Origin of the sequence: Pseudomonas sp. WS 5059 (assembly GCF_012985525.1) — a bacterium.
In the GTDB taxonomy this organism is placed as follows: domain Bacteria; phylum Pseudomonadota; class Gammaproteobacteria; order Pseudomonadales; family Pseudomonadaceae; genus Aquipseudomonas.
Genome location: NZ_JAAQWO010000001.1, coordinates 374,347 through 397,740, shown reverse-complemented (window position 1 = coordinate 397,740; position 23,394 = coordinate 374,347). Strand labels below are relative to the sequence as shown.

Annotated in this window: 23 protein-coding genes; 14 read left to right on the top strand and 9 right to left on the bottom strand. The window is 59.3% G+C overall.

Annotated features, from left to right (window positions below; all coding sequences use genetic code 11):
• Nucleotides 1–7 precede the first annotated feature (7 nt).
• On the top strand, nucleotides 8–946 hold the full coding sequence (locus tag HBO12_RS01790; protein ID WP_170041261.1) for a SphA family protein: 939 nt from the start codon (nucleotides 8–10) through the stop codon (nucleotides 944–946).
• A gap of 56 nt (nucleotides 947–1,002) precedes the next feature.
• Here HBO12_RS01790 and HBO12_RS01785 read toward each other — a convergent pair whose 3' ends face one another.
• The 5 genes from HBO12_RS01785 to HBO12_RS01765 all read right to left on the bottom strand — a co-directional run bounded on the left by HBO12_RS01785 (nucleotide 1,003) and on the right by HBO12_RS01765 (nucleotide 5,940).
• Nucleotides 1,003–2,214 (bottom strand): DSD1 family PLP-dependent enzyme, encoded by a 1,212-nt coding sequence (locus HBO12_RS01785; RefSeq protein ID WP_170041606.1) that lies wholly within the window; start codon nucleotides 2,212–2,214, stop codon nucleotides 1,003–1,005.
• A gap of 68 nt (nucleotides 2,215–2,282) precedes the next feature.
• A complete protein-coding gene (locus tag HBO12_RS01780; protein ID WP_170041605.1) occupies nucleotides 2,283–3,611 on the bottom strand; it encodes a D-arabinono-1,4-lactone oxidase in 1,329 nt (442 codons plus the stop codon).
• Between the two features lie 74 nt (nucleotides 3,612–3,685).
• On the bottom strand, nucleotides 3,686–4,051 hold the full coding sequence (locus tag HBO12_RS01775; RefSeq protein ID WP_170041260.1) for a c-type cytochrome: 366 nt from the start codon (nucleotides 4,049–4,051) through the stop codon (nucleotides 3,686–3,688).
• 154 nt (nucleotides 4,052–4,205) lie between these two features.
• Nucleotides 4,206–4,958, bottom strand: a complete 753-nt coding sequence (locus HBO12_RS01770) for an outer membrane beta-barrel protein (protein WP_170041259.1) — start codon at nucleotides 4,956–4,958, stop codon at nucleotides 4,206–4,208.
• A gap of 148 nt (nucleotides 4,959–5,106) precedes the next feature.
• Nucleotides 5,107–5,940: an arylamine N-acetyltransferase family protein gene (locus HBO12_RS01765; protein ID WP_170041258.1), complete on the bottom strand. Its 834-nt coding sequence runs from the start codon at nucleotides 5,938–5,940 to the stop codon at nucleotides 5,107–5,109.
• Nucleotides 5,941–6,100: 160 nt separating this feature from the next.
• On the opposite strand from HBO12_RS01765, the gene HBO12_RS01760 reads away from it, so the two are divergent.
• Nucleotides 6,101–6,343 (top strand): DUF6555 family protein, encoded by a 243-nt coding sequence (locus tag HBO12_RS01760; RefSeq protein WP_169953073.1) that lies wholly within the window; start codon nucleotides 6,101–6,103, stop codon nucleotides 6,341–6,343.
• Nucleotides 6,344–6,417: 74 nt separating this feature from the next.
• Here HBO12_RS01760 and HBO12_RS01755 read toward each other — a convergent pair whose 3' ends face one another.
• Nucleotides 6,418–6,624: a DUF6021 family protein gene (locus HBO12_RS01755; RefSeq protein ID WP_346266481.1), complete on the bottom strand. Its 207-nt coding sequence runs from the start codon at nucleotides 6,622–6,624 to the stop codon at nucleotides 6,418–6,420.
• Nucleotides 6,625–6,774: 150 nt separating this feature from the next.
• Between HBO12_RS01755 and HBO12_RS01750 the strand changes: the two genes are divergently transcribed.
• Complete coding sequence (locus HBO12_RS01750) at nucleotides 6,775–7,296, top strand: DUF3087 family protein (RefSeq protein WP_170041256.1); 522 nt, start codon at nucleotides 6,775–6,777, stop codon at nucleotides 7,294–7,296.
• A 28-nt stretch (nucleotides 7,297–7,324) separates the two neighbouring features.
• Here HBO12_RS01750 and HBO12_RS01745 read toward each other — a convergent pair whose 3' ends face one another.
• Nucleotides 7,325–8,188, bottom strand: a complete 864-nt coding sequence (locus HBO12_RS01745) for a Dyp-type peroxidase (RefSeq protein ID WP_169953067.1) — start codon at nucleotides 8,186–8,188, stop codon at nucleotides 7,325–7,327.
• Between the two features lie 140 nt (nucleotides 8,189–8,328).
• Between HBO12_RS01745 and HBO12_RS01740 the strand changes: the two genes are divergently transcribed.
• Nucleotides 8,329–9,954, top strand: a complete 1,626-nt coding sequence (locus HBO12_RS01740) for an NADP-dependent glyceraldehyde-3-phosphate dehydrogenase (protein WP_170041255.1) — start codon at nucleotides 8,329–8,331, stop codon at nucleotides 9,952–9,954.
• 139 nt (nucleotides 9,955–10,093) lie between these two features.
• Nucleotides 10,094–11,158, top strand: coding sequence for an FUSC family protein (locus tag HBO12_RS01735; protein ID WP_170041254.1), 1,065 nt, complete (start codon nucleotides 10,094–10,096; stop codon nucleotides 11,156–11,158).
• Between the two features lie 142 nt (nucleotides 11,159–11,300).
• Here the strand turns inward: HBO12_RS01735 and HBO12_RS01730 are convergent, their stop codons facing one another.
• Nucleotides 11,301–12,056: a TetR/AcrR family transcriptional regulator gene (locus tag HBO12_RS01730; RefSeq protein ID WP_057445041.1), complete on the bottom strand. Its 756-nt coding sequence runs from the start codon at nucleotides 12,054–12,056 to the stop codon at nucleotides 11,301–11,303.
• A gap of 354 nt (nucleotides 12,057–12,410) precedes the next feature.
• Between HBO12_RS01730 and HBO12_RS01725 the strand changes: the two genes are divergently transcribed.
• The 9 genes from HBO12_RS01725 (at nucleotide 12,411) to HBO12_RS01685 (ending at nucleotide 21,913) form a co-directional block, all read left to right on the top strand.
• Nucleotides 12,411–13,118, top strand: coding sequence for an ABC transporter ATP-binding protein (locus tag HBO12_RS01725; protein ID WP_169953061.1), 708 nt, complete (start codon nucleotides 12,411–12,413; stop codon nucleotides 13,116–13,118).
• Nucleotides 13,115–14,314 (top strand): ABC transporter permease, encoded by a 1,200-nt coding sequence (locus HBO12_RS01720; RefSeq protein ID WP_170041604.1) that lies wholly within the window; start codon nucleotides 13,115–13,117, stop codon nucleotides 14,312–14,314. The genes HBO12_RS01725 and HBO12_RS01720 overlap by 4 nt, the downstream gene beginning before the upstream one ends.
• Entirely contained in the window at nucleotides 14,307–15,788 is a 1,482-nt protein-coding gene (locus HBO12_RS01715) for a TolC family protein (RefSeq protein ID WP_170041253.1), read from the top strand. The genes HBO12_RS01720 and HBO12_RS01715 overlap by 8 nt, the downstream gene beginning before the upstream one ends.
• Nucleotides 15,778–17,037, top strand: coding sequence for an efflux RND transporter periplasmic adaptor subunit (locus HBO12_RS01710; protein ID WP_170041252.1), 1,260 nt, complete (start codon nucleotides 15,778–15,780; stop codon nucleotides 17,035–17,037). Before HBO12_RS01715 ends, HBO12_RS01710 begins: the two co-directional genes overlap by 11 nt.
• 143 nt (nucleotides 17,038–17,180) lie before the next feature.
• Nucleotides 17,181–18,365, top strand: coding sequence for an aminotransferase class I/II-fold pyridoxal phosphate-dependent enzyme (locus HBO12_RS01705; RefSeq protein ID WP_170041251.1), 1,185 nt, complete (start codon nucleotides 17,181–17,183; stop codon nucleotides 18,363–18,365).
• Between the two features lie 43 nt (nucleotides 18,366–18,408).
• Nucleotides 18,409–19,575, top strand: a complete 1,167-nt coding sequence (locus HBO12_RS01700; RefSeq protein ID WP_170041250.1) for an MFS transporter — start codon at nucleotides 18,409–18,411, stop codon at nucleotides 19,573–19,575.
• 1 nt (nucleotide 19,576) lies between these two features.
• The gene (locus HBO12_RS01695; RefSeq protein WP_170041249.1) at nucleotides 19,577–20,440 is read left to right on the top strand and encodes an HpcH/HpaI aldolase/citrate lyase family protein; all 864 of its coding nucleotides are present in this window, start codon (nucleotides 19,577–19,579) and stop codon (nucleotides 20,438–20,440) included.
• Nucleotides 20,437–20,973: a MaoC family dehydratase gene (locus HBO12_RS01690; RefSeq protein WP_169953048.1), complete on the top strand. Its 537-nt coding sequence runs from the start codon at nucleotides 20,437–20,439 to the stop codon at nucleotides 20,971–20,973. Before HBO12_RS01695 ends, HBO12_RS01690 begins: the two co-directional genes overlap by 4 nt.
• A gap of 7 nt (nucleotides 20,974–20,980) precedes the next feature.
• Nucleotides 20,981–21,913, top strand: coding sequence for an ornithine cyclodeaminase family protein (locus HBO12_RS01685; protein ID WP_170041248.1), 933 nt, complete (start codon nucleotides 20,981–20,983; stop codon nucleotides 21,911–21,913).
• Here the strand turns inward: HBO12_RS01685 and HBO12_RS01680 are convergent.
• Nucleotides 21,887–23,320 carry an FAD/NAD(P)-binding protein gene (locus tag HBO12_RS01680; RefSeq protein WP_170041247.1) on the bottom strand — a complete coding sequence of 478 codons (1,434 nt, stop codon included), beginning with the start codon at nucleotides 23,318–23,320 and terminating at the stop codon, nucleotides 21,887–21,889. The two genes, HBO12_RS01685 and HBO12_RS01680, sit on opposite strands and share 27 nt — an antisense overlap.
• Nucleotides 23,321–23,394 lie beyond the last annotated feature (74 nt).

Sequence of the window (23,394 nt, the reverse complement as noted above, 5' to 3'; positions counted from 1 at the left end):
CCCAGCCATGAACCCAACCCGCGCGCTTGCCCCCCTGCCCCTTGCCCTGGCCCTTATCAGCCTGCCGACCCTGGCCACGGAGGGCGGCGTGGACAATATCGGTCCCGGTACCGATGGCTTTTACATCCTGCCCCTGGATGTCGATCACCTGCCGGACCACATGTTCGCCTTCAACCTTTACTACAACCACTATGAAGCGACGAAACTGGACATCAGCTCCCTGGGGGGCAAAGTAGCGCAGGTAAAGATCCGCTCGGACGCGATCATCCCGCGCCTGGACTACCTGAGCCCGCTGCGGGTGTTTGGCGGGCGGCTAGGCGGCTACATTGCCCAGCCATACCTCAAGCAACAAGTGGCGCTGTTCGGCATGTCGGACCAACGCGAAAGCATGGGCGACACCACCATCGCGCCGATCATCCTGTGGGACCTGGGCAAAAACCTGACCCTGGGCGCCGCCGTGGAAATCACTGTGCCTACCGGTGAGTACGATGCCTCGCGCCTAGCCAACACCAGCAACAACTTCTACACCTACAAGCCGCTGGTGTCGGTGACATGGCTACCCAACGAGCGCACTGAACTGTCGATCAAGACCACCTACAGCTTCAACCAGGAAAACCACGACACCGACTACCGCTCCGGGCAGATTTTCCACTTCGACTACTCGGCCAGCTACAAAGTGAGCGACAACGTCAGCCTGGGCATCAATGGCTACTATCTCAAGCAGACGACTGACGATAAGCAGTACGGGCGCACTGTCACCACTATCTACGGCGAAGACGTCGACGATGGGGTGCGGGGCCAGGTGTTTGCGGTGGGGCCGGCGGTGTACTTCACCTTTCTCAAGTACGCCAGTGCGGAGATCCGCTGGGCCAAGGAATTTGATGTAGAGAACCGGCCGCAAGGCGACATGTTGTGGGCCAAGCTAACGATCCCGTTTGCGTTGTAGCCGCCCTGCAACAAGGCCTTTGCCACAGGCCGGTTCCTACACAGGCGTGCGCAGTTTCAACCCGTGTAGACCGGCCAGCTGTCGACAATTTTGCCGCCGCGCACCGCCAGCAGATCGCCAAACTGCAACAGCACCGACTCAGTCTGAGTCGGGCGCAAGAACACCTGATCGTCGATGTTCAAGCCAACCCCCGGCGAACCATTGACCATCTCCTGATTGGAGCTGCGGCCATACAAGCCATTACTTTGCAGCCCCAGGGGCGACTCGAACTCAGCCATCCAGTTACCGCCATAGATAAAGAACGTCGCGCGCTGGTTGCGATCCCACCAAGACAACAACCGGGACTTGTCGTCCAGCGCCGGGATGTTGACCGCGCCGGTGCTCTTGAGCACCGGCGTGGCGATGTAGGCCGCGGGGACGTGCTCGCTGAGGGAGGGCAAATCATAATGCGTCGGTTTGAGCATGGCGGTGCCCACAGAGACTTCGCTGCTCAACTGCTCCTGCTCATGCATCCCATAGCTGGGGCTGCCAGCGGTATTGAGCGTCAGGCCATCACGCCACAACGCGGCAAACTGCTGGCGGGTAAAGTCGACAAAACCGTGGTAACGCTGCATGACCTTGTCGAACAACGCCTGGGGCGAGCCTAGGATGCCCGGCACGCCCATGCCGACAAACGGGTCATAGCCCATGAACCCTGCAAACTCCAGATGCTGGGGATGCGCACTGATCAGTCCGAGCATCTGCCCCAGCACTGCGTTGTCGCTGATACCGCCGCGATGCAGGCCCACATCCAGCTCGATATTGATCCGCAGCCGTGTGCCCAGGCCCTGGGCCAGCGCCAGGTATTGTTGTAGGCGCTGTGGCGTATCCAGCAGCCACTGCAATTGCCGGGCGGGGTCGAAAGGCCCCTGGTGCCCTTGATAAAACAGCTCGGCAGAGCGCACCGGCAACGGCTTGCCCAGCAGGATATCGGCGTCGGGGAACACCTGGGCATCATGGTTCAGAAAGGGTTGGTGAAACGACATCAGGCGCTGTGTGCCGGCGCGCTGGGCAATGTAGGCCAACAGCCCCGGCGCAGGCAGGGATTTTTCCACCAGCCGCAGGTGCTTGCCGCCGCGCCGCACTGATTGCATCACGATGTCGATGTTGTGATCCAGACGATCCAGGTCAATCAGCAACACCGGACGCATCGGCCCATGGGCCTTGAGCTGCTGGTTCAACTGGCGAAAATACGCGCTGTACGGCGCGCCCCGGTCAGCCGGACGCAGCAGCGCGGCGCCCGCCACCAGCAAGGCTCCGGCGCCGAGGGTACCGGCCATGAAGTTTCTGCGGTTCATCAGGCAACTCCCAGGATGGATGACAGGTGCGCGTTGAGGAACTTGCCGCCGGGATCGAGGGCCTGGCGCACCCGCGCGAACTCATTCCAGCGCGGATACAGGCCCTGCAAGGTGCGGGCATTGAGGCTATGCAATTTGCCCCAGTGCGGCCGGCCGGCGTATTTCCAGAAGATCGGCTCGACCGCGGCGAAGAAGTTGTGATGGTCCATGGTGTAGTGCTGGTGCACCGAGATCGAACAACTGTCGCGGCCTTCAAACATGCTCAGGGGAATATCGTCGGCCTTGACGTAGCGGTACTCGATGGGAAACCAGGTACGCAGGTCCTTGTCGCGGATCAACTTGAGGATTTCCCGCAGGCAGGCCGGGCCATGTTCGGCGGGCACCGAATACTCCATCTCGTTGAAACGCACATTGCGCACGTTGGCGTAGACCTCGAACGATTCGGCCACCCGGTCCTGGAAGCTGGCGAAATAGCGCAGGCTGTTGAGCAGTGTGCGGCGGGTTGCGGGGAAGTCGCTGGCATATTTGTCGAGGTTTTCGATAATCGACACGAACTCATTGCCGCCCGCCTCTGCCGGGTCGATTGGCGGGGTCGGGGCTTCGCTGGTTTCGTTGAGGGCGATGGACAACGCGTAGTCGGAATGGGTCACCACCAGCATCTCCCAGTGCTGGTTCTCCCGGGTGTTGTTTGCCACGTCCTCCAACAGCTCCTCGGTGCGGGCGATCCATTGGCGCTCCCGCAGGCGGTAAGGCGTGCGGTTTTGCATGCGCACGCGGGTGGCCACGCCAAGCGCGCCCAGGGACACTCGGGCGACGTTGAACACCTCGTGCTCACGCCCAGCGTCGCACTCCAGCACCTCGCCCTGGGCCGTCACCAGTTGCAGGCCGCTGACACCGGCGGAATACGAGGTAAAACCGACCCCGGTGCCATGGGTCGAGGTGGAAATGGCGCCGGCCAGGGTCTGGTAGTCGATATCCGCCATGTTCGGCAGCGCCTGGCCGACCGCCTTGAGCGCAGGCCCCATACGGGACATGGGCGTACCGGCGGCAAAGGTGGCTTGCAGGCTGCCGGGGTCGTGATCGAGCAAACCATTGAAAAAACTCAGCGACAGTAACGTGCCATCTGTCGGTACCAAGGCGCTGAATGAATGGCCCGAACCCACCGGGCGGACCTTGCCCGGGGCGTGGCGGATGACCTGCACCAACTCATCCAGGTCCTTGGGCGCCAGGCGCTCCAGGGGCAGGCAGGCTTGTGCACCCGACCAGTTGCGCCACGGGATCAAGCGCGGCGCCCGGGCCAACTGGGCCAGCGCCGGGTTGCTGCTGATTGCCAGGAACGCGCCGACTGCGGCCGAGCGCTGCAACAGTTGCCTGCGTGAAAGCACCATCACCTACCCCATTATTATTGAATGTGAACACCGGCCATGAAGCTGATCAGCCCCAGGAACTGCTCCTCGGAACACTGCATGCACAGGCCCATCGGCGGCATGCCGTGGTAGCCGTTGAGGGTATGGTCCAGCAGCGTGTCTGCGCCCTGGGCAACACGTGGGGCCCAGGCCTGGCTGTCGCCGGTCAGTGGCGCGCCGGATGCAGGGTTGGCGTGACAGAGTTTGCAACTGGTGTCGTAGAGCCGGGCCAGCGCCAGGTCGGTGGGCACGGCGTTGCTCGCCGTGGCGGGCGGGGGATGTTGCGGTTTGTCGTTACAGGCTGACAGCAGGCCCAGCAAGGCCAGCAGCAACCCTATGCGACGGGGGGTTGTAGACCACATAGCCACCCTCTCTTGTTGTGTGAACAGCAGGGTTCACACTAAGTCAGTGGCGGCGCGGTGTTGAGGGTATTGGGGGACACAAAGGGGGGCTTGGGCGGACAGGGTCGGGCGACCGGCGCTCCATCACAGACCGCCGGCGCCCGCGACAACTGGCTTAGAACGCCAGGCCGACCTTGAAGCCGTACTCATCGCGCTTGAGCTTGGTGTTATCGGCTACTTCGGAATCCTCATCGAGCTTGTACTCGGTGCGGGTGTAATACAGGCCTGCCATCACTGGCAGGTCGCCGTTCTGGTTCATCAGCAGGCTGACTTCGGCGTAGGGATTGGTGCGGTCCTTGAGGTCCACGGTGTCGCTGCCGATGCCGTCGACCTTGAGCTTGGCGCGGCCGTCGAGGGTTTGGCGCGCACCCAGTTCGACGCGCATGGTCATGCTGTCGAACTGATGGTTGTAACCCACCGCCGCCTTGGCAAACGGCGACTTGCTGGTGAGTTTCATGTCGTAGTCGCCAGAGTCCGGCTCATAACGGGTCCAGCTGTAGCCACCACCGACCAGCACATCGACGAAGTTGCGCGCATCCAGGGCGGCGCGCCAGCCCAGATCGAGATCGGCCTGGCCGTCTTTGAGCTTGTTGTCACTTTTCTTGCCGAACTTGGCGTCTACACCGGCCTGGTAGATGAAGCCGGATTCGGCAGTCAGCTTGTTGCCGAAGTTATAGAACAGCCCGGCTTGCGGCATATGGTCCTTTTCGCTTTCGCTACCGCCTTCGAGCTTGAAGTCGTTGTAGCTGCCCAGGATACCGAAGGTGGAAATCGGGTCGGTGGACGGTGCAGCAAAGACCACGGCCGGCGCGGCAACCAGGGCCAGGACCGAAGAATTCTTGAGGATTTTTCCGAATAGTCTGGACATCGTTTTACATCTCCTTTTGAGGTGGGCAAATTATTCAGGAATCGGTTCGAACCCCCTGTTTTGCAAAAGGTTCGATTTAATTTGCCTTGGATTCGGAGGTAAAACGCTTCAGCGAAGGCTCTAGATCAAGCCTCTATACAAATTCGCATCAAGTCTGGGCCAATATTTGCGCCAGTCGCAGGCGTAGTTGCGGGTGTTCGGGTACGCGCAAACCAAACGCCTGCTGTAGCAGCGCCAACAGTTCGTCGACATCGCTGATCGTGCGTTTCTCGCTGTCGCGGCCCAGGTGATGAACCGCGTAGTTGCCATTGTTCAAGGTGCGGCGCAGCCCCGGTGCGATCAACGCCACTTTCAACTGCCTGCGAAATGGCGAGTCGGGGTGAGTGGAGACATACCAGTTGCCCACTTCATAGTCATAGTGCGACTGCGACTGCAGGTCGAACACGTACAGCCCACGCCACTCCTCGCCTACCTGGGCCCACAGGGTGTAGCTGCCGGCATTCAAGGTCAGGCGATAGGGCTCATGGGCGGTGGCCTGTGGCGCCAGGTTGTCCAGTTGCAAGGGGCTGCTTGGCACCATGCCACCAAACCCGACATCGCTGATGTAGCGCACACCCTCAAGGGTCACCAGGCTCAGGCGATGGGTGCGCGCGGTATGCGCATCAGGCGGCCCGCCGATCACCACCCGACCGGTGATTCCTCGCGCCTCGAAGCCCAGCTCTTGCAACAAGGCCAGGAACATCTGGTTCAGTTCATAGCAATAGCCCCCCCGCCCGTCGAACAGGACTTTTTGCTCGATGCTGGCCAGGTCAAGGGGCACCGGCAGGTGTGACAGGACCGAGAGGTTCTCGAAGGCGAAGGTACTGATATGGCGCAATTGCAACTGCGCCAGAGTCGCCAATGTGGGCGCGGGCGGGGTGTCATACCCCAGGCGTTGCAGGTACAGGCGGCTGTGGGTCAGGCTCGGTGAATCCTGGGACATGGCGCGATCCTTGGGCGCGGGGCGAAGGTTCCACTAATACCCGTAACCGTTGCCGCTGCCAATACTGATCTGTGGCAATGGGTCGTAGGGATGTGGCACAAACTTTCTGAACCTTTCTGAACCTAATTGCATCAACTCCATATCAAAACAGGGAGGCAATATGGGCACGGCAACGATCTACACCATCCACTACAGGCTGCACGGCGAACCCAAGTCCTTTGTGGTGCGGGCGGAGGTGATGAACAACGCCGAGGCATGGCATTGGGCCAGCTGTGATGCGGGAGTGGCCCATGTCGGGCGTATTGGCCGTCCTGGCCATGAGCGCACCAAGAAGACTACCCGGCCATGGGCGGAGAAATACGGCATCACAGAGGTTACTTGGCTCGCGCCCAAGCATTTGTAGGGGATGGTTTGTCGGCGACGGGCAATAGCTAAAGGGCCTCATCGCCGACAAACCGGCGCCTACAGTTGTGGGGGCTATTTGGGTTTCAGGTTGCCCAGGGGGTCATAGGCCGGCTGCTTGCCGGCTTTATGCTGCTTGTCCCGCGGGGCAATGGCCGGGCCGACGGGGTCAACCTGCGGGTCGGCCACGTCCGGGGAGTCTGGATCAAAATCCAGGTCGTGCTGGTCACTGGCGTGTTCCGAGGAATGCGGGCCAGCGGGCTTTTTCGATTGTTCAGTCACAGCCATCTCCTTCGCTTTGCTCACGATGCACACACTTCTTAGAGAAAACCCCGACCGCCATCGTTCAACTTTCTCACGCCCGTCGACAAACCGTGAGAAGATGCCGCGCCGCGCAATACCCCTACTTAGCTCATGGAGACTGCACCCCGCATGTTTGAGATCAAACCTGTCGATCCGCAAACCTATCGCCAGCAGACCCGCCGCAGCACGTTGATCGTCGCGGTGATCTTCATCGCCCTGGCCATGCTGCTGTCGAGCCTGGCGGTGATGTTGTTTGGCGAGCCTGGCGGCGACAACTTTCGCTTCAATGTCGGCGGTGTGGTGGCGGGTGTGGTGCTGACCATCGCCCTGGTACGTGGCCCGCTCTGGTCACAGGCTTGGCTCGCGCCGGCGATCTATGGCTGGCAGCTCAAGCGCAGCCTGATGCGGGTGACCAATGTGATGCACAAGGTGACCGAGCGGGTACAGGCCAACGATCCGACAGCGATGAAGCTGCTGCGGTTCTATCACCTGGGGCTGACGCAAATGCACGAGCTGGACGCCAATACCAGCGCCCAGGCACAACTGGTCGCCGAGGTCGAGAAACATAAGGCGCAGATGAAGGCGCTGGGGATCAAGGCCGAGCAAACACGCCTGGATCCAGCGTGGTTGAAGGCCTTGAAAGACAACTGATCGCTAGCCGCTCTCGGCGGCAAGCGGGTCAGGCGCAGATCGCGCTAAGGTCCAGGTGCCCGTCCTTGAGTGGCGGGCACCAGTAGTAACCACCGGTCAACGGCGTGCTGATGCGGTACAGGCCGTCGACAATCCCGTCTTCCAGGCCGCTCATGCGGCGCAACTGGGCTTCAAAGGCATCGAAGGAATGGCCGAACGCGAGGAACATCAACCCCGCCTGGCCGTTTTCGGCCCAGGGCATGGAGCGGCGCACCACAAAGGCCTCGGGGGTAAAGCTCTCCTGGGCGGTGCGCTTGACGTGGGCCGACTCGGGGGCGTCGTCCAGCTCTTCGTTATCGCCATGGCGACGCCCGATGATGTGGTCACGCTCCTCGGCCGGTAAGGCGGCGAACCCGTCCAGGTCATGTTGCCACTGCTGGATCGCGGCAAAGCTGGCGCCGCTGCCGGCGACGGCGGCTTCGATTGCCGCGTCGTCGTGGGGGTTTTCGGTGCCGTCTTCGTAGTCGGTCAGGTCAAAACCGGTCTTGTAGCGGAAACCTTCAGTCATCTGCACCAGGCGAAACGCCGGCGCCAGGGCCTTTTCAAAGGCCCGGCTGCGCAACAGCAATTCACCACGGTCTTCACCATGCAGCCAGCACCACAGCGCCTGCTGGGTGGACGGGTTGTTGGCACCCGGCGCCGAAACGTGTGGGAAGCTGCGCAGCCCTTCGATGCGAGCGCCGAGTGCATTGACCAGCGGCTCACCCAACCCCACCACCACTGCCGAGTCGGCCAACTGTACCAGCGCGTCGAGCGCAGCCGGCACCGCGTCGATGGACTCGATGGCAAAAAACAGATGGCGTGCCTGCAACGGCACCGGTGCGGCAAGAATGCCCGGCTGGTACTGACTCATATGAACTCCTTCAAGAAAGCCGCGTAGTTTACCCGGCACAGCCCCACTGTGCGTAGGGAAATACGTGTAAGCCTTGCAACAGAGCCCTCGGATGGAGGAATCTCTGACTCAAGCTGTGCAACCACTCCAGGGGTAGCGACATGACCACCAATCACCTGCTTGCCAATCTGTTTCCCACCGCCAATGACATTCCCGAGCAATTTCGCCTCGCCGCCCCCATCGAACAGCGCGACTACCTGGTCGACGGCCAGTTGCGCATCTGGAACGGTCCCTTGGCCCAGGTGCGCAGCCCGGTCCAGTTGGCGGGCGCTGACGGCGACACGCCAGTGATTATCGGCAGCACGCCCTTGCTGGACGCCGAAACCGCCCTGCTCGCCCTCGACGCCGCAGTGCGGGCCTATGATCGTGGCCAGGGTCAATGGCCTACGATGCGGGTGGTCGAGCGGATCCAGCATGTCGAGGCGTTTTTGCGGCGCATGCGCGAACAGCGCGATGCCGTGGTGAAACTACTGATGTGGGAAATCGGCAAGAACCTCAAGGATTCACAGAAAGAGTTCGACCGCACCTGTGACTACATCACCGACACCATCAACGCCCTCAAGGAGCTGGACCGCCGTTCCAGCCGCTTCGAGCTGGAACAGGACACCCTGGGGCAGATCCGCCGCGTGCCCATGGGCGTGGCGCTGTGCATGGGCCCTTACAACTACCCGCTCAATGAAACCTTCACCACGCTGATCCCGGCGCTGATCATGGGCAACACCGTGGTGTTCAAGCCGGCCAAGCTCGGCGTGCTATTGATCCGCCCGTTACTGGAAGCGTTCCGCGACAGTTTCCCGGCCGGGGTCATCAATGTGATCTACGGCAGCGGGCGGGAAACCGTCAGTGCGCTGATGGCCAGCGGCAAGGTGGATATCTTTGCGTTTATCGGCACCAACAAGGCGGCCAGTGATTTGAAGAAGCTGCACCCGCGCCCCCATCGCCTGCGTGCAGCCCTGGGGTTGGATGCGAAAAACCCCGGCATCGTGTTGCCAGAGGTCGACCTGGATAACGCGGTCAACGAAGCGCTCACCGGTTCGCTGTCTTTCAACGGCCAGCGCTGCACCGCGTTGAAAATCCTGTTTGTGCATGAGTCAGTGGTCGAGCGCTTCATCGAGAAATTCAACCAGAAACTCGCCACCCTCAAGCCGGGCATGCCATGGGAGGACGGCGTCTCACTGACGCCGCTGCCGGAAGTGGGCAAGGTGGATTATCTCAACGGCCTGGTGGCCGATGCCGTGCAACACGGGGCCAAGGTGGTGAACGCCAACGGCGGTGCCAGCCGTGGCTCGTTCTTCTACCCGGCGGTGCTGTACCCGGTGAACCCGCAGATGCGCGTGTATCACGAGGAGCAGTTCGGCCCGGTGGTACCGATCGTGCCCTACCGCGACCTGGACACGGTGATCGACTACGTCCTGGAATCGGATTTCGGCCAACAGCTGAGTATCTTCGGCACCGACCCGGCACACGTCGGGCGCCTGGTGGACACCTTCGCCAACCAGGTGGGCCGGATCAATATCAACGCCCAATGCCAGCGCGGCCCCGACACGTTCCCGTTCAATGGCCGCAAGAATTCGGCCGAGGGCACGCTGTCGGTGCATGACGCCCTGCGGGTGTTCTCGATTCGCACCCTGGTGGCAACCAAGTTCCAGGACAACAACAAAGCACTGATCAGCGATATCATTCGCGACCGGGCGTCGAGCTTCTTGACCACCGACTATATTTTCTAAACTGCTCCCATGTCGGAGCGGGCTTGCCCGCGATGCAGGCGCCTCGGTGTATCAGTTGCTCCGGGGTGATGCTATCGCAGGCAAGCCAGCTCCCACATTGGACCGCATAACATCTAAAGATGAGGCCTGCTTAAGCCCGATGAATCTGCCGCCCTTCGCCCGCCGCCTGTTGCGGCCCCTGCTCGACCCGTATCGCCGCTATCGCCATGCCAAACTGATCCACGCCGTACGGGTTTCCATCGGCCTGCTCGCGACCATCCTGCTGACCACCGGTATCAATCTGCCCCATGGTGAATGGGCCTCGGTGACCATGCTGGTGGTGATTGGCGGCTTGCAGCACCACGGCAATATCGGCAAGAAAGCCGTGGAACGGGCCTACGGCACGCTGATCGGTGCCAGTGTGGGCCTGTTGCTGGTAGCGCAACAGGCGTACTTCGGCCAGCCATTGTTGACGTACCTGTTGATGTCGGTGGTGTGTGGCTTCTTTTCCTATCACGCCATCGGCAAGGGTGGGTACACCGCGTTGCTATCGGGGATCACGGTATTTATCGTCGCCGGCCACGGGGATAACCCGCTGTCCGATGGCCTGTGGCGTACGGTCGACATTTTGATCGGCATTGCCCTGGCCCTGGCGTTTTCCTTCGCCCTGCCGCTGTATGCGGTGTATTCCTGGCGCTACAACCTGGCCAGCGCCCTGCGCGATTGCGCCGCGATCTACAGCCGGATCATCAGTGGCCAATCGGTTACCGATGATGAGCATCTCAAGCTGCTCAATCGTTTGAATGCGGCAATGTTGCAACTGCGTTCGCTGATGCCCTCGGTGTCCAAGGAGGTGCGGATTTCCATGACCGAGCTGGATGCGATCCAACGCCACCTGCGGATGTGCATCAGCACCCTGGAAATCCTCGGCAATACGCGCCCCGATCCACGGGATGAACAGGCGATGGCGCGCTTGCAGCTGGCACTCAAGGCCGAGCATCGGCAGATTCGCGTGCAGTTGATCGGGATGGCGCGAGCCCTACAATCCGGAGCCACGCAACGCTTGGAACGAACCAGCCTTGCTGCGCCTGATCCTCAAGCCCCCCTGGAGGCTCCAGTGCACAGCGCGTTGGATGGCTATCGGTTATTGACCGCGCAACTGGCGGCAAATGTCGACGCGATGCACGCCCGGTTGGCGAAAAGCGCCAAGGCGTGGAAGATCTGAAAAAACGTTGTGAATTAATATTGGATCCACATTTTTTTCACGTTTTATTCACATCCGCAGACGTACTGTGAAGCCTCATCCGTTACAAACGTTGCATATCAAGCCCGCCGCCCCAGCGGGCTTTTTTTTGCGCGCCATTTGATCAGCGCGCGACTTTGCCCGTTGCCGGCAGCGCAGACTGGCCGCGAATCGCCCGCTGGGTATCAAGCACCCGCGCCAGCGCCGTTTCGGCTTCCGGGCTTTGCTGCGGTACACGAATGGCCGCCGAGACTAGCGTAATCAGCTTGGCCATCACCTCCGCATCCGTAGCCGGGCGCCCCAGGCTCATGGAGTTCATCAGCAGGCGCAGTTCGGTGCCGGCCATCACCCCGGAAATCGCCTTCAAGGCAAATTGCAGGCGCACCCCCAGCTCATTGCGCGGCAGGTCGGGCAGTGCCAGGGCGAAGGCTTCAAAGAAGCGCTGGAACACCGGCTGGTAGTGGACCTTGAGGTATTCCTGGATAAACGGCGACGTATCGCTATAGACCCGGCCAAGGAAGCGGATGAAAGAGCGCCCTTCGCCGCTGGCCGGATCACTGCGCTCCAGGCCCATGGCCGGGGCGAACAGCACGCCGAGCAAGGTATCGCAATCGAGCGGGCCGTCAGACTCTGCCTCGCAGCGGGCAAGCAATTCCAGGCGCTGCTCGTTGAGCGGCTCCAGGCGTTGCATGAGTAATGTTTTCATCAGGGAGTCCTTGTCCCCGAAATGATAATTTACCGCGGCGAGGTTGACCTGAGCCTTCTCAGTGATTTGCCGCAATAACACGGCGTCGTAGCCGTATTTGATGAAGAGAGCCTCTGTCGCATCCAGCAGTCGAGTCTTGGTTACATTTGGAGCGCTGAGTTTCTTCGCGACCATATAAGTTCCACGGGGGAAATATGTTTTAAAAAAAAATTTGATTTTTTATACCGGGGCGGGTGCTCGAAAGCAAGTAGTGACACTGCACCATACTATCCAAACGCACTGATGGTTACCCTCGCAACGGTTTGCCAAGGGTTGGCCCGGGCGTTTTCAAGCCACCGGTATCGGCTCTACCAACAGAAAAACCGCTCTATCTCTGTGGCTGGCGAAGCCGCTGGATCACGGTTACTATTCAAACAATATTTTTAAAACAAGAATAAAAACCAGCTGTTGGCAGCTGCCACGCAGGCCCTGAAGATGTTACAAAAATTTTCAGGAGCAGGTCGGATTGCCGCAGCGCAAGGCGTAGTCATGATGACAGATACCCCAACGCTCCCAGGCTTTATTTCCCTGCAAGGCATCGGTAAAAGCTATCAATTGGCCGGACAGCACCTGGCCATTCTCAATGATGTCAGCCTGTCCATCGCCCGTGGAGACAGCTGCGGCATCCTCGGCGCTTCGGGCTCCGGCAAAAGCACCCTGCTCAATATCCTCGGCCTGCTGGACCTGCCCGACTGCGGCGCCTATCGCTTCGCCGACCATGACATTTTCCACGCAACGCCAGATCAACTGGCCGCGATCCGCAACCAACAGATCGGCTTTGTGTTCCAGAGCTTCAACCTGCTGCCGCGCCTCAGCGCCCTGGACAACGTCGCCCTGCCCCTGGCCTATCGCGGCGTGTCGCGCCAGGAATCGGTGGCGCGGGCCCTGCATATGCTTGAGCAGGTAGGCCTGGCCGAACGGGCCCACCACCGCCCCGCCGACCTGTCCGGCGGCCAGCGCCAGCGGGTGGCCATTGCCCGGGCGCTGGTGGGCGCACCGGCGGTGATTCTGGCTGACGAACCCACCGGCAACCTCGACAGCCACACCGCTCAGGACATCATGGACCTGCTGCTGGCCCTGAACCGCGAGCAGGGTGTCACCTTGATCATCGTCACCCACGACGCGCATATCGCCGCACGCCTGAGGCGCCAGATCCTGGTGCGCAACGGCGTGGTCCATGAGGCTGAATGCGTATGAGCCTGCGGGTCGAACAGAGCCTGAGCCAGTTGTTGCATGAAGCATTTGTCAGCCTGCGAACCCTGGGCAAGCGCTCGATCCTGGCCTTGCTGGGGATCGTCATCGGCAGTTCATCGGTGGTCGCGCTGATCAATATCGGGCATAACGCCGCCGAAGATGCGGCGATGATTTTCAAGGACATGGGCACCGACACCCTGGTGGCGCAGTTCCCACCCAAGGGCAACAGCACCGCGCATATGCCCACCCGCCTCAATCTGCAAGCCGTACGCGAGGCGGTGCCGGGCATCGCCCACATCGGCGCGATTTCCTCGTTCAGCGGGCCGGTCGTCTTTCATGGCCGCACCACCAACGCCGGCTTGGTTGGTAGCACCCCAGGTCTCAAGGACGCCATGCGCCTGGTGCTGCGTGAAGGGCGCTTCCTGTCCGAATTCGACAGCGGCGAAACCTTCGCGGTGATCGGCGACCAGATCGCCCAGGCGTTAAGCGTGCCCGGTGACCCGTTGCGCCTGGGCGACCGGGTGCGGGTCAACGACTATCTGTTCCTCATCATCGGCATCCTGCAGAACCAGCCACGGTCGATGCTGATCCCGGTGCAAACCAACGAGTCACTGTTCATCCCTGCCCCAGGCATGCTGCGCATCTATTCCTCACCCCAGGTCGGCAGCGTGGTCCTGCGCGCTGCAGCCGGCCAGGACATGGAGCGCATCGCGGCAGGCGCCACCAAGGCCTTGGGCGCGCAACTCACGGAGCACACCGTCGAGATCCAGATCCCCCAGCAAATGATCGACGGCATGACCCGGCAAAGCCGCACATTCGCCTATCTGCTGCTGGCCTTGGGCGCCATCTCCCTGGTGGGCGGCGGGGTCGGCGTGATGAATGTGATGCTGATGAATGTCTCGGAACGCCGCCGGGAAATCGGCATCCGCATGGCCCTTGGCGCTCGCCAGCGCGACATCCGCAACCTGTTCCTGCTCGAAGCCGTCACCCTCACCGCCGTCGGCGCACTGTGTGGCGCGGTACTGGGCATGGGGGCAGCCTATCTATACGCCTGGCTGTCGGGCTGGCAGTTTTCCCTGGCCGTGTTGGCGCTGCCCCTGGGAGTGGGCAGTACGTTGCTGGTGGGGTTGTTTTTTGGGATCTACCCGGCCGTTTCGGCGTCACGCTTGCAGCCGGTGGAGGCCCTGCGCGATGAATAAGCCCTTGTTGTGGCTGATGGCCCTGGTGAGCCTGCCCTGCGTGGCCGCCGATATCGTGATCCGCCCTTCAGCGCCGACCACCACGCGCAGCGGCTATGAGCGCAGTGTCTCGCTCAATGCCCAGCTCACTACCCTGACCCTGGGCGACGCGGTGTACCTGGGCCTGCGCAACAACCCGGCGATTCGCAGCGCGTACCTGCAACGGGTGGCGCAGAAGTTCGACCTGCGGGTGGCCGAAGATGCCTTCAACCCCAAGCTGGTGCTCAACAGTACCTACCGCACCACCCAAGGCAGCGACGACCGCGCCCGCAATGCCAACCTGTCACCTACCACCAGCTTGCTCGGCGAGTACGGCACCCGCCTGAGCATGGGCTGGACCCAGCAACTGAACAACGCCAACCGCGCCGGACGCTACCGCAGCGATGGCCTGGACCTGGCCATCATCCAGCCGCTGATGCGCGGCGCCGGCTGGGACGCCACCACCGCCCCGCTGCGCCTGTCACGCCTGTCCGAGCAGGCCAACCGCCTGAACCTCAAGGCCAACGTCGCACAGACCATCAGCCAGATCATCGCCACCTACCGCGACTTGCTGCGTGCCCAGGAGCAACTGAGCATCACCCAGGAAGCGCTCAAGCGCTCCAACACCCTGCTGGACGTAAACAAGGCACTGATCAATGCCGGGCGCATGGCCGAGTTCGAAATCGTGCAGACCGAGGCCGACATCGCCTCCCAGCAACTGGGGGTCGAGGAAGCCCAGAACCAGCTGGACATGAGCCGCCTGGCGTTACTGCGCCTGCTGGCCCTGGACCTGGCGACCCCGATCCGTGCCACCGAAGCCCTGGAAGCCACCCGCATGGATATCGACAAGCGCGAGGCCTTCAACCTCGCGCAAAACCAGCAGCCCGAATATCTCCAGGCGTTGCTGGGCAGCCAACAGGCCGACCTCAACCTGGTACTGGCCAAGGATTCCGGGCGCTGGCAGGTCGACCTGGTGGGCGGCGCCAATCAGATCCGGGCCAACACGGACAACGACGCCGGCAGCACCAGCAACCGCCGCTGGGACAGTTACGCCGGGGTCCAGGTGCGCATTCCCATCGGCGATATCAGTACCCGCCAGGCCGAAGTCCGCGCACGGGTCGATGTGGAAAACCAGGCGATCCTGATCACCGACGCGCGCCAGGAACTGGAGCGCAGCGTCAATAACGTGGTACGCGACCTTGGCACCCGCTGGCGCCAGTATGAAATTGCCCAGCGGGCCGTGGACCTGTCCCGGCGCAAGATCGAGATCGAGCGCGACAAACTCGCCGCCGGGCGCTCCACCAACTTCCAGGTGCTGAGCTTCGAAGCGGACTTGCGCAACGCCGAGAACGCCCGTCTCAACGCCCTGATTGCTTACCTCAATGCGCAGACCCAGCTCGACCTGACGCTGGGCATGACCTTGGAAAGTTGGGAAATTGCCCTTAATGACTACTAGAAAAGCCCTGCTGGGCGCTGGACTGTTGATACTGCTGGGCGCGGGCGGATTCGTACTGCTGAGTCGCACAACGCCCGCCGCCAACCAGACCGCTACGGCCGAGCAATGGCAGGAGGTCAAGAGCGACGTCCTGGTGCATCAGATCGGCCTAGTCGGCAAGATCGAACCGGAAGCCACCGTCATCCTGACCGCGCCCTTTGATGGCAACGTGCAAGCCAACCTGGTGCAAGAGGGTCAGCGGGTCGAAACCGGCCAGGTCCTGTTGCGCATGGACCCGGCCACCCTGGAAGTACAACTGCGCGAAGCGCTCTCCGCGCAGCTCAAGGCCCGGCGTACCGTGCAGGAAATGCAGGACTGGGTCAGCGGCCCCACCGTCAGCCGCGCCCGGCGCAGCCTGCGCACCTCGCAAATGAGTGCCGACAACACCCAGCGCAAACTGGTTGAAAGCGACAGCCTGTTCAAGCGCGGCATCATCCCGCGCAACGAACTGGACGACCTCAAGCAACAGGCCCAACAGCAACAGTTGGATCTGATCGCCGCGCGCAGTGAACTGCAAACGGCCCTCGAACAGGGCAAGGGCGAGTACCGCCAGATTGCGGATATGGAGCTGACCAATGCCACGGTCAAGTACGAAGCCCTGCGCAAACTGCTCGACGGCCAGGAGCTCAAGGCGCCGTTTTCCGGGATCGTCGTGCCCCCACCGGGCAGCTCCACCCCCCAAGGCGGCGCCAGCAACAACGCGCCGGTACAGGCGGGGAGCAAGGTGAGCCAGGGCCAGGTGCTGTTCGGGTTGGCCAATATCGAACGCCTGAAAATCGTTGCCAAAGTCTCGGAACTGGATATCAACCAGCTGCATCAGGGCCAGCCGGTGGAAGTCATGGGCGACGGGTTTGATGGCGAGCGCCTGAGCGGCTCAGTCAGCGTGGTCAGCGGCCTGGCGATCGCCAATGACAGCCAGGGCAGTGCGCAATTCCCGGTGACCTTGTCCATACCCAAACTGACTGAGAAACAGCTGCAAAGGGTCCGCCTGGGCATGAGCGCACGCCTGACCATCGTGACCTACAACAATGCCCAGGCGATCATCGTGCCGGCCCAGGCGATCAGCCAGGGGGACGACGGACTTTCGGTGCAATATCGGGCTGCCATGAACCAGCCGGTGGAGCGGGTGAAAATCACCACGGGACAATCGACAGCCCAAGGGGTGGAAGTGTTCGGGCTCAAGCCTGGGTTTATCAAAACGGGCTTGTGAAGCCCTGTGCACGGTGCCGGAAAAACATTTGAGGAATTTGCCTACGCAAATACAGGAAAATTACCGCCTCATAACATATTGTAAAAAAATACTCCTTAGAAAAGTATGGTCATCCGTTTTGCCTTGGGCGACAGGTGCGCAATATGAATCGTTATTCAAACATCAAAAAAATGCTGGCCGGCGGTGATTTATTTTGGAGTCGAACACAAGAAGCCCGAATGAGCGCAATTGTCGCCGATAACCTCGGTGACGGTTTCATGCAAGTCGATGACCACAAATTCATAAACATGTGCTCTTACTCCTACCTTGGTCTGGACTCCAATATCGAAATCTTGAAGGGCGCAATAACTGCACTAGACTCGTCGCAAACCTTAAACTCCTCCACTTCCCGCGTTCGAATTTGTTTACCTCTATTGGAAGAGGCAGAACTTGCACTATCAGATCTGTTTTCCGTCGAGGTGCTGACGACGGTCTCATGCGCTTCAGCCGCCGCAGCAATGCTTCCTTTACTTGCTGCAGGTGTATTTACACAAAATATCCCGCCGCTAATGGTCTTTGACCAATCCGCACACTTCTGCTTGAGCTTGATGAAGGCCGTTTGTGCAGATGAATCCGAAGTCATGACAGCACCGCACAATGACTTGAACTTCCTGGAAGACTGCTGCAAGCAAAAGCAACGGGTTGCTTACATCGCGGATGGCGTCTATAGCACGGGAGGATGCGCCAATATATCGGAACTAATGACCCTGCAAGACAAGTACGGCTTATTTGTTCTGTATGACGAAGCTCATGGCCTGTCGGCACAGGGCGTAAATGGCTGCGGATTAGTTCTCAATACAATGGGCGCACTCAACAGCAATACCATGATAATTGCATCATTGAACAAGGGCTTTGGTGCATCTGGCGGGGCGATCTTCTTTGATGCGTCGATTAGCAAATCAGCCTTATTGCGATTTGGCGGCCCTCTCTCTTGGTCCCAACGAATCAACACAGCTGGCTTAGGTGCAATCATCGCGTCCGCAAAAATACATAAATCCACAGAACTGCAACGCCTGCAAAACAAATTGACGACCAATATCCAACTGTTCGACACACACATCAAGACCACCTTGGCAGGAGATGGATTACCTATCAGGTTGATTCCCATGAGTGATGAGCAACATGCAATCACCACTGCGACAAAACTCATGAAGCTTGGGTTTTATACCTCACCGTTATTTTATCCTGTCGTTCCCAGATCAACTCCAGGCCTGCGCGTCATGCTCAGGGCAAACCTGGCCTCAGACGACTTAAAACAGTTTTGCACAGCGGTAAACTCAATGCTGTAGATGCAACCCCGTACCTTAGGACGTCGTAATAAAGGGAATTTACATGTCATCATCCACCCAGCGGGTACTCCTTCTCGCATGTTGCACGACCATAATCGCCCAGCTTGGTGTAACACTGTATATACCTGCAACAACCCAACTCGCCCCGCAACTAAATATAGAAGAAGCAAAGGGTTATAAAATCCTACTATTTTATTTGGGTGGCGCTGTACTACCGATAGCTTTTATGTCACGCCTCATTAGCAGTTTCGGGCGCTACACTGCAGTTCTCGTTTGCTGCGCAATCTTACTCATAGGTAGCGCACTATCTTTATTCAGTTTTGGCCCCGAGGCATTCTTTTTCTCCCGATTCACGCAAGGTTTAGGTGCTGGTGGAGGTGCTCTGATCGGCCGGGCACTGTTAACGGACATCTCATCAGGGGCGGCCCTTGCGAAAAACCTGTCTGTATTATCCTATTCATTTATTCTTGCACTTATCGGCGGGCAAGTAGTGGGCGGCTTCCTGGTGTCAAGCCTTAACTGGATTGCGCTGCCATGCCTAATGATCATCGCAGTGATACTTATCAGCGCACTAGCGCTTAACATACGCAGCCACCTTTACAAACTGGACACACTAGTAAAAGAATCCGCATTAACGCCGAAATACTATGCCATTGCAACCCAGCCCAGCTTCTATCTACCCGTCATTTTAGGAGGCTGCGGCTATGGGATTTTTATTGTCTATCAAGGTATCGGAGCGTACGTATTTCATTCCAACTTCCGCTGGAATAGCGCCGACTATGGCACCTTCGGTTTGTGGCTGGGGCTGGCCTATTACTTAGGTGCATTCACTGTAAGGCGAGCCTTGAGTGCTGTCAGTGTTTGCCAATTATCAATTTTTGGCGCCTGCCTATTAGTCGCCTCGAGCAGCGTGTTGTTTTTGGCCGCCTGGCAAAACATGTCAATCCACTTGGTTATTGGCGGCTACTTGGTTATTTGGTACGCCCAGGCGACGCTCTACCCATGTACAGCAGCCATGGCAGTAAACGGGTTACCCGGCGCCAACCCAATGATGCTATTTAGCTTCCTACAACAATTGGTAGCATTAACATTTGGCGCTCTTGCGACTTTTTTTATCCCTTACGGTATTCAAACTGTGGCACTGCTCACGGCATGCCTCGGTGGACTTGGTGTAGTCACGGCACTTCTCATTCTGAAAAGAGAGGCTTGATATGGACACATTGACTAGAAGTTGGCTATGCATGCCCGCGAGCCAAAAGCATATAGAACGGAAAATCATTGAATCTAAAGCCGACATCGTATTACTGGACTTGGAAGACTCAGTCCCCATGTGCAAAAAGCAATTTGCACGCGAGCAACTGCTGGCATTGGACCACTCTATTCGCAACCGACGCAATCTAGCGATAAGAGTTAACACACTCACCAAATCCGAAGGCATCAGAGACCTGATTTTCTTGTTGGACCACAACATCACCCCCGAATATTTAATCATCCCCAAAGTAGAGTCAGCCGGCGAACTGAAAGTCCTGAATGAATTGACATGCGCTACTGGCCAACGAGTAAAAACCTTTGCAATCATCGAAACGTTAAAAGGATTGCGTTGCATCGACGCTATTATCAATGAAAGAACAAGCCTGCGCGGCTTGATTTTAGGTAGCGCTGACCTCTCATCAGAGATCAATTTCAAAATCGCAGAGCGCGCACTTACCCAAATCAAGTGCGATATAGCCATCGCTGCCCTCAGCATGGGGCTAATGGTCATTGACTCGCCCTGTTTCAAACTGAACAACGAAAAAGCGCTGAGAGCAGAAATCGAACTGGCCAAAGAATTTGGCTATTCGGGGAAAATTGCCATTCACCCAACTCAGGTAGAACTGATAAATAGATTATTTACCCCGACGGCAATCGAACTGAAAAAAGCACGAGCCATTATCAAATGCCTCGAAGCAGCCGAACCAATAACAGCAATATCCACCTTAGATGGGGAAATGCTCGGCCCTCCTTTCGAAATCATGGCCCGCAGGCTTTTGGCAATTAACGAATCGCTCTCAAGAACCAATAGGAAGCCAGCATGAACATCAATCAATCGCTCCCCGGCAGCAAGGCACTAAGTAAACTAACCAAAGTCGGTCCCGGACGCTATCGTGAGGATCATGGGCTTGGCTTCGAAGACTTTATCATTGGCGACATATTTGAACACCGGCCAGGCCGCACGGTGACAGAAGCGGATAACGTCTGGATGTCGTTAATCTGTATGAATAACCACCCCACCCACATCAATGCAGAATATGCAAAACAAACCGAATTTGGGCAAATACTGGTATCGAGCCTGGTGACCTTTTCAATTGTTGGCGGGATGAGCCTGGCGAGCACGAGCGCGAAAGCAATTGCCAATTTGGGCTGGGATAATGTCCGTCTGATAGCCCCGGTTTTTGTTGGCGATACCTTGTATGCAGAAAGCGAAGTCATCCACAAACGCCCCTCCGCCAGTCGCCCCGGGCAAGGCATAGTTACGGTCCGGACAAAAGGGCTCAAGGCCAACGGGCAAATATGTTTATCCTACGAGCGCAGCTTTCTGATTGCTCTCGACCAAGTACCCTTGGGGTGAGTGGCCTATGAAAATCCTCGATGAGTCTTTGATAAAAAACACCCTCAGTATGGAAGAGGCAATTGACGTACTCCGTGAAAACTATCGGTCATACAGCAGTTCAAGCGACAACAACCCTGCGCGAACTATCGTGAGAGTCCAGGATAAACATGCAACGTTTGGAGTAATGCCCTACTACTCTCACGCTCACAATCTATTTATGGTGAAGATTGTATCTCATCACTTGCTCAACAAAGCCTATGGACGACCATCTATAGGTGGAGTGATTGTTATACAAGATGGCGCTACAGGGCAGATAAAAGCCCAAATGGATGCAGCAGCCATAACCGCTCTACGCACCGGTGCCACTGCAGGATTGGCGACTGATTTGCTGGCAATGGCCCACTCCAAAAAAGTTGCCGTCATCGGCGCAGGTGCTCAGGCAATGGCGGTATTTGAGGCTGTGTTGAGCGTCAGAAAGGTAAAGCAGGTGGCCGTCTGCTCTACAAGCCAGGCAAGTACAGAGCGTTTTATAGCTGAGGCAAAAAACCGGTTCGTCCGTGAGATTGAATACATCAGCCACCATAGCGTGCGCCAGGCAGTCTCAGGCGCCGACATCATCTGCACGGCGACCACTTGCGCAGCCCCCTTGTTCTCTGCCTGCGACGTAGCAAAGGGCGCCCATATAAACGCGATAGGCAAGCACACACTGGTGTCGCGTGAGTTCCCGTTGGAGCTTCTGCACCGGGCGATCTTAATGGTGGAGGATCGAAAAGCTGCAATTGAAGAGGCTGGGGATTATCACCAAAACTCAATATCCATTGCTCAAATGCTGAACAGCCAGTATGCCGTTCACCAACGCGAGACCACGATTTTTTCTTCGGTCGGGACGGCTTTTCAGGACGCGTGCATCTGCATCGCAATCCTGAAGAAGCTAAAGGTGGTAAGCGGAGGCTCCTAAACGACATGCCAGTGCCTTGGCCTGGATTGCCACATCCGTCACGGCCGTGCTCTCCCACCACATCCCACGCAGCGGTGGGCCCATGGCGAAGAGTCGCTCACTGGCCACTCCCTGCGCGTCCAGCACCGCCCCCGAGGCATCCGCAGCAATCCCCAACGCCAATGGCCCGGGTTTGATCAAGCCGCGTGCCAGCAGTTGCCGGGGCAAAGGCCGGGCCACGCGGCGCCAGTCATATTCGATCCCGCTGGAGTTGATCAACGCCGCGCCACTGACGTGGGTGATGTGCTGTTCGCCCCGACGGCGCAGGCGCAGGGTCACCACGCCGTTTACTGTGGGCTCCAGGCCCAGGAACGACGCAGCGTGGATCCGCAGGCGCCCTTGCTCGTGCAACCGCGCCACCAACTCCGCACTCAGGGGTGGCGAGCGATGGTGATGGCTCTCCCACCATGGCCGCACATGGCGCACGAACTGGCGTTTCTGGCGTTCGCTGGCCTGGCTCCACAAACGGCCGATATGGGCACGCACGGTGTCCAGTGGCGCTTGCCAGTCGATGCCCTGGGCCTGGGCGCTGTGGCATTGACGGCGCACTGCCCGCAGTAATTGCAGCGGGCTGCGCAGGCGGTGATCTTCAGCGAGAAAATCCGCCCAGGCCGGTGGTTGTCGGCGCACATGGGGCAACAGGCCATGGCGCGAAAAGATCTCGATCGGCCCGCGATGGCAGGCCTGCTCCAGGGACACCACGGCATCGACCATGGTCAGGCCGGAGCCGATGATCAGCACCGTCGACTGGGGGTCCAGTTGCGTCATCGCCTGCACATCCCACGGGTCAACCGCCGCCGCATTCAAGCCGCTGGATTGGGTTTGTGGCGTGCGCGCTGCGGGGAACATCCCCGTGGCCAGTACCGCCTGGGCGCCGCGCAATTGCTGGCCGTCATCCAGGGTCAGGCGCACACCCACCGGCTCCACCTGCACGTCGACGACCTCGGCGCGAACATGCTCCACCGTCGACGCCGACCCCGCCCGGGCCTGCGCCAGGCGCTGCTGCGCGTACAGGCCAAAAATCCCCCGGGGTGGGAACAGCTCGCTCACAGGCACATGTTGCTGGTCCGACTCTGGCCAGCCGCCGGCGGCGATGTACTCGGTCAACCACTGGGTCAAGTCATCGGCGTTGTCCGGGTCCACGCTCATGCGCGCCGCGTTGCCATTGAGGGTGTGTCCCAGCTCCACCGCGCTATAGGCTTCACCGCGCCCAAGCTCCGGGCGCGGCTCGATCACCAGAATCTGCCGGGTGCCAGGCAAACGCAGCAACTGCACGGCCAGCATCGTGCCGCTCAGCCCCCCACCGATGATCAGCACATCGGCGTTGCGGATGGCCTTTGTCGCCTGTCCGCGTTCGGTTTCACTCATGTAAATGCGCCCTTACCGTATGCCCGGATAAATATCATGCCAATTGCCTGGCGCCCAACACCTGGGACGCCGCC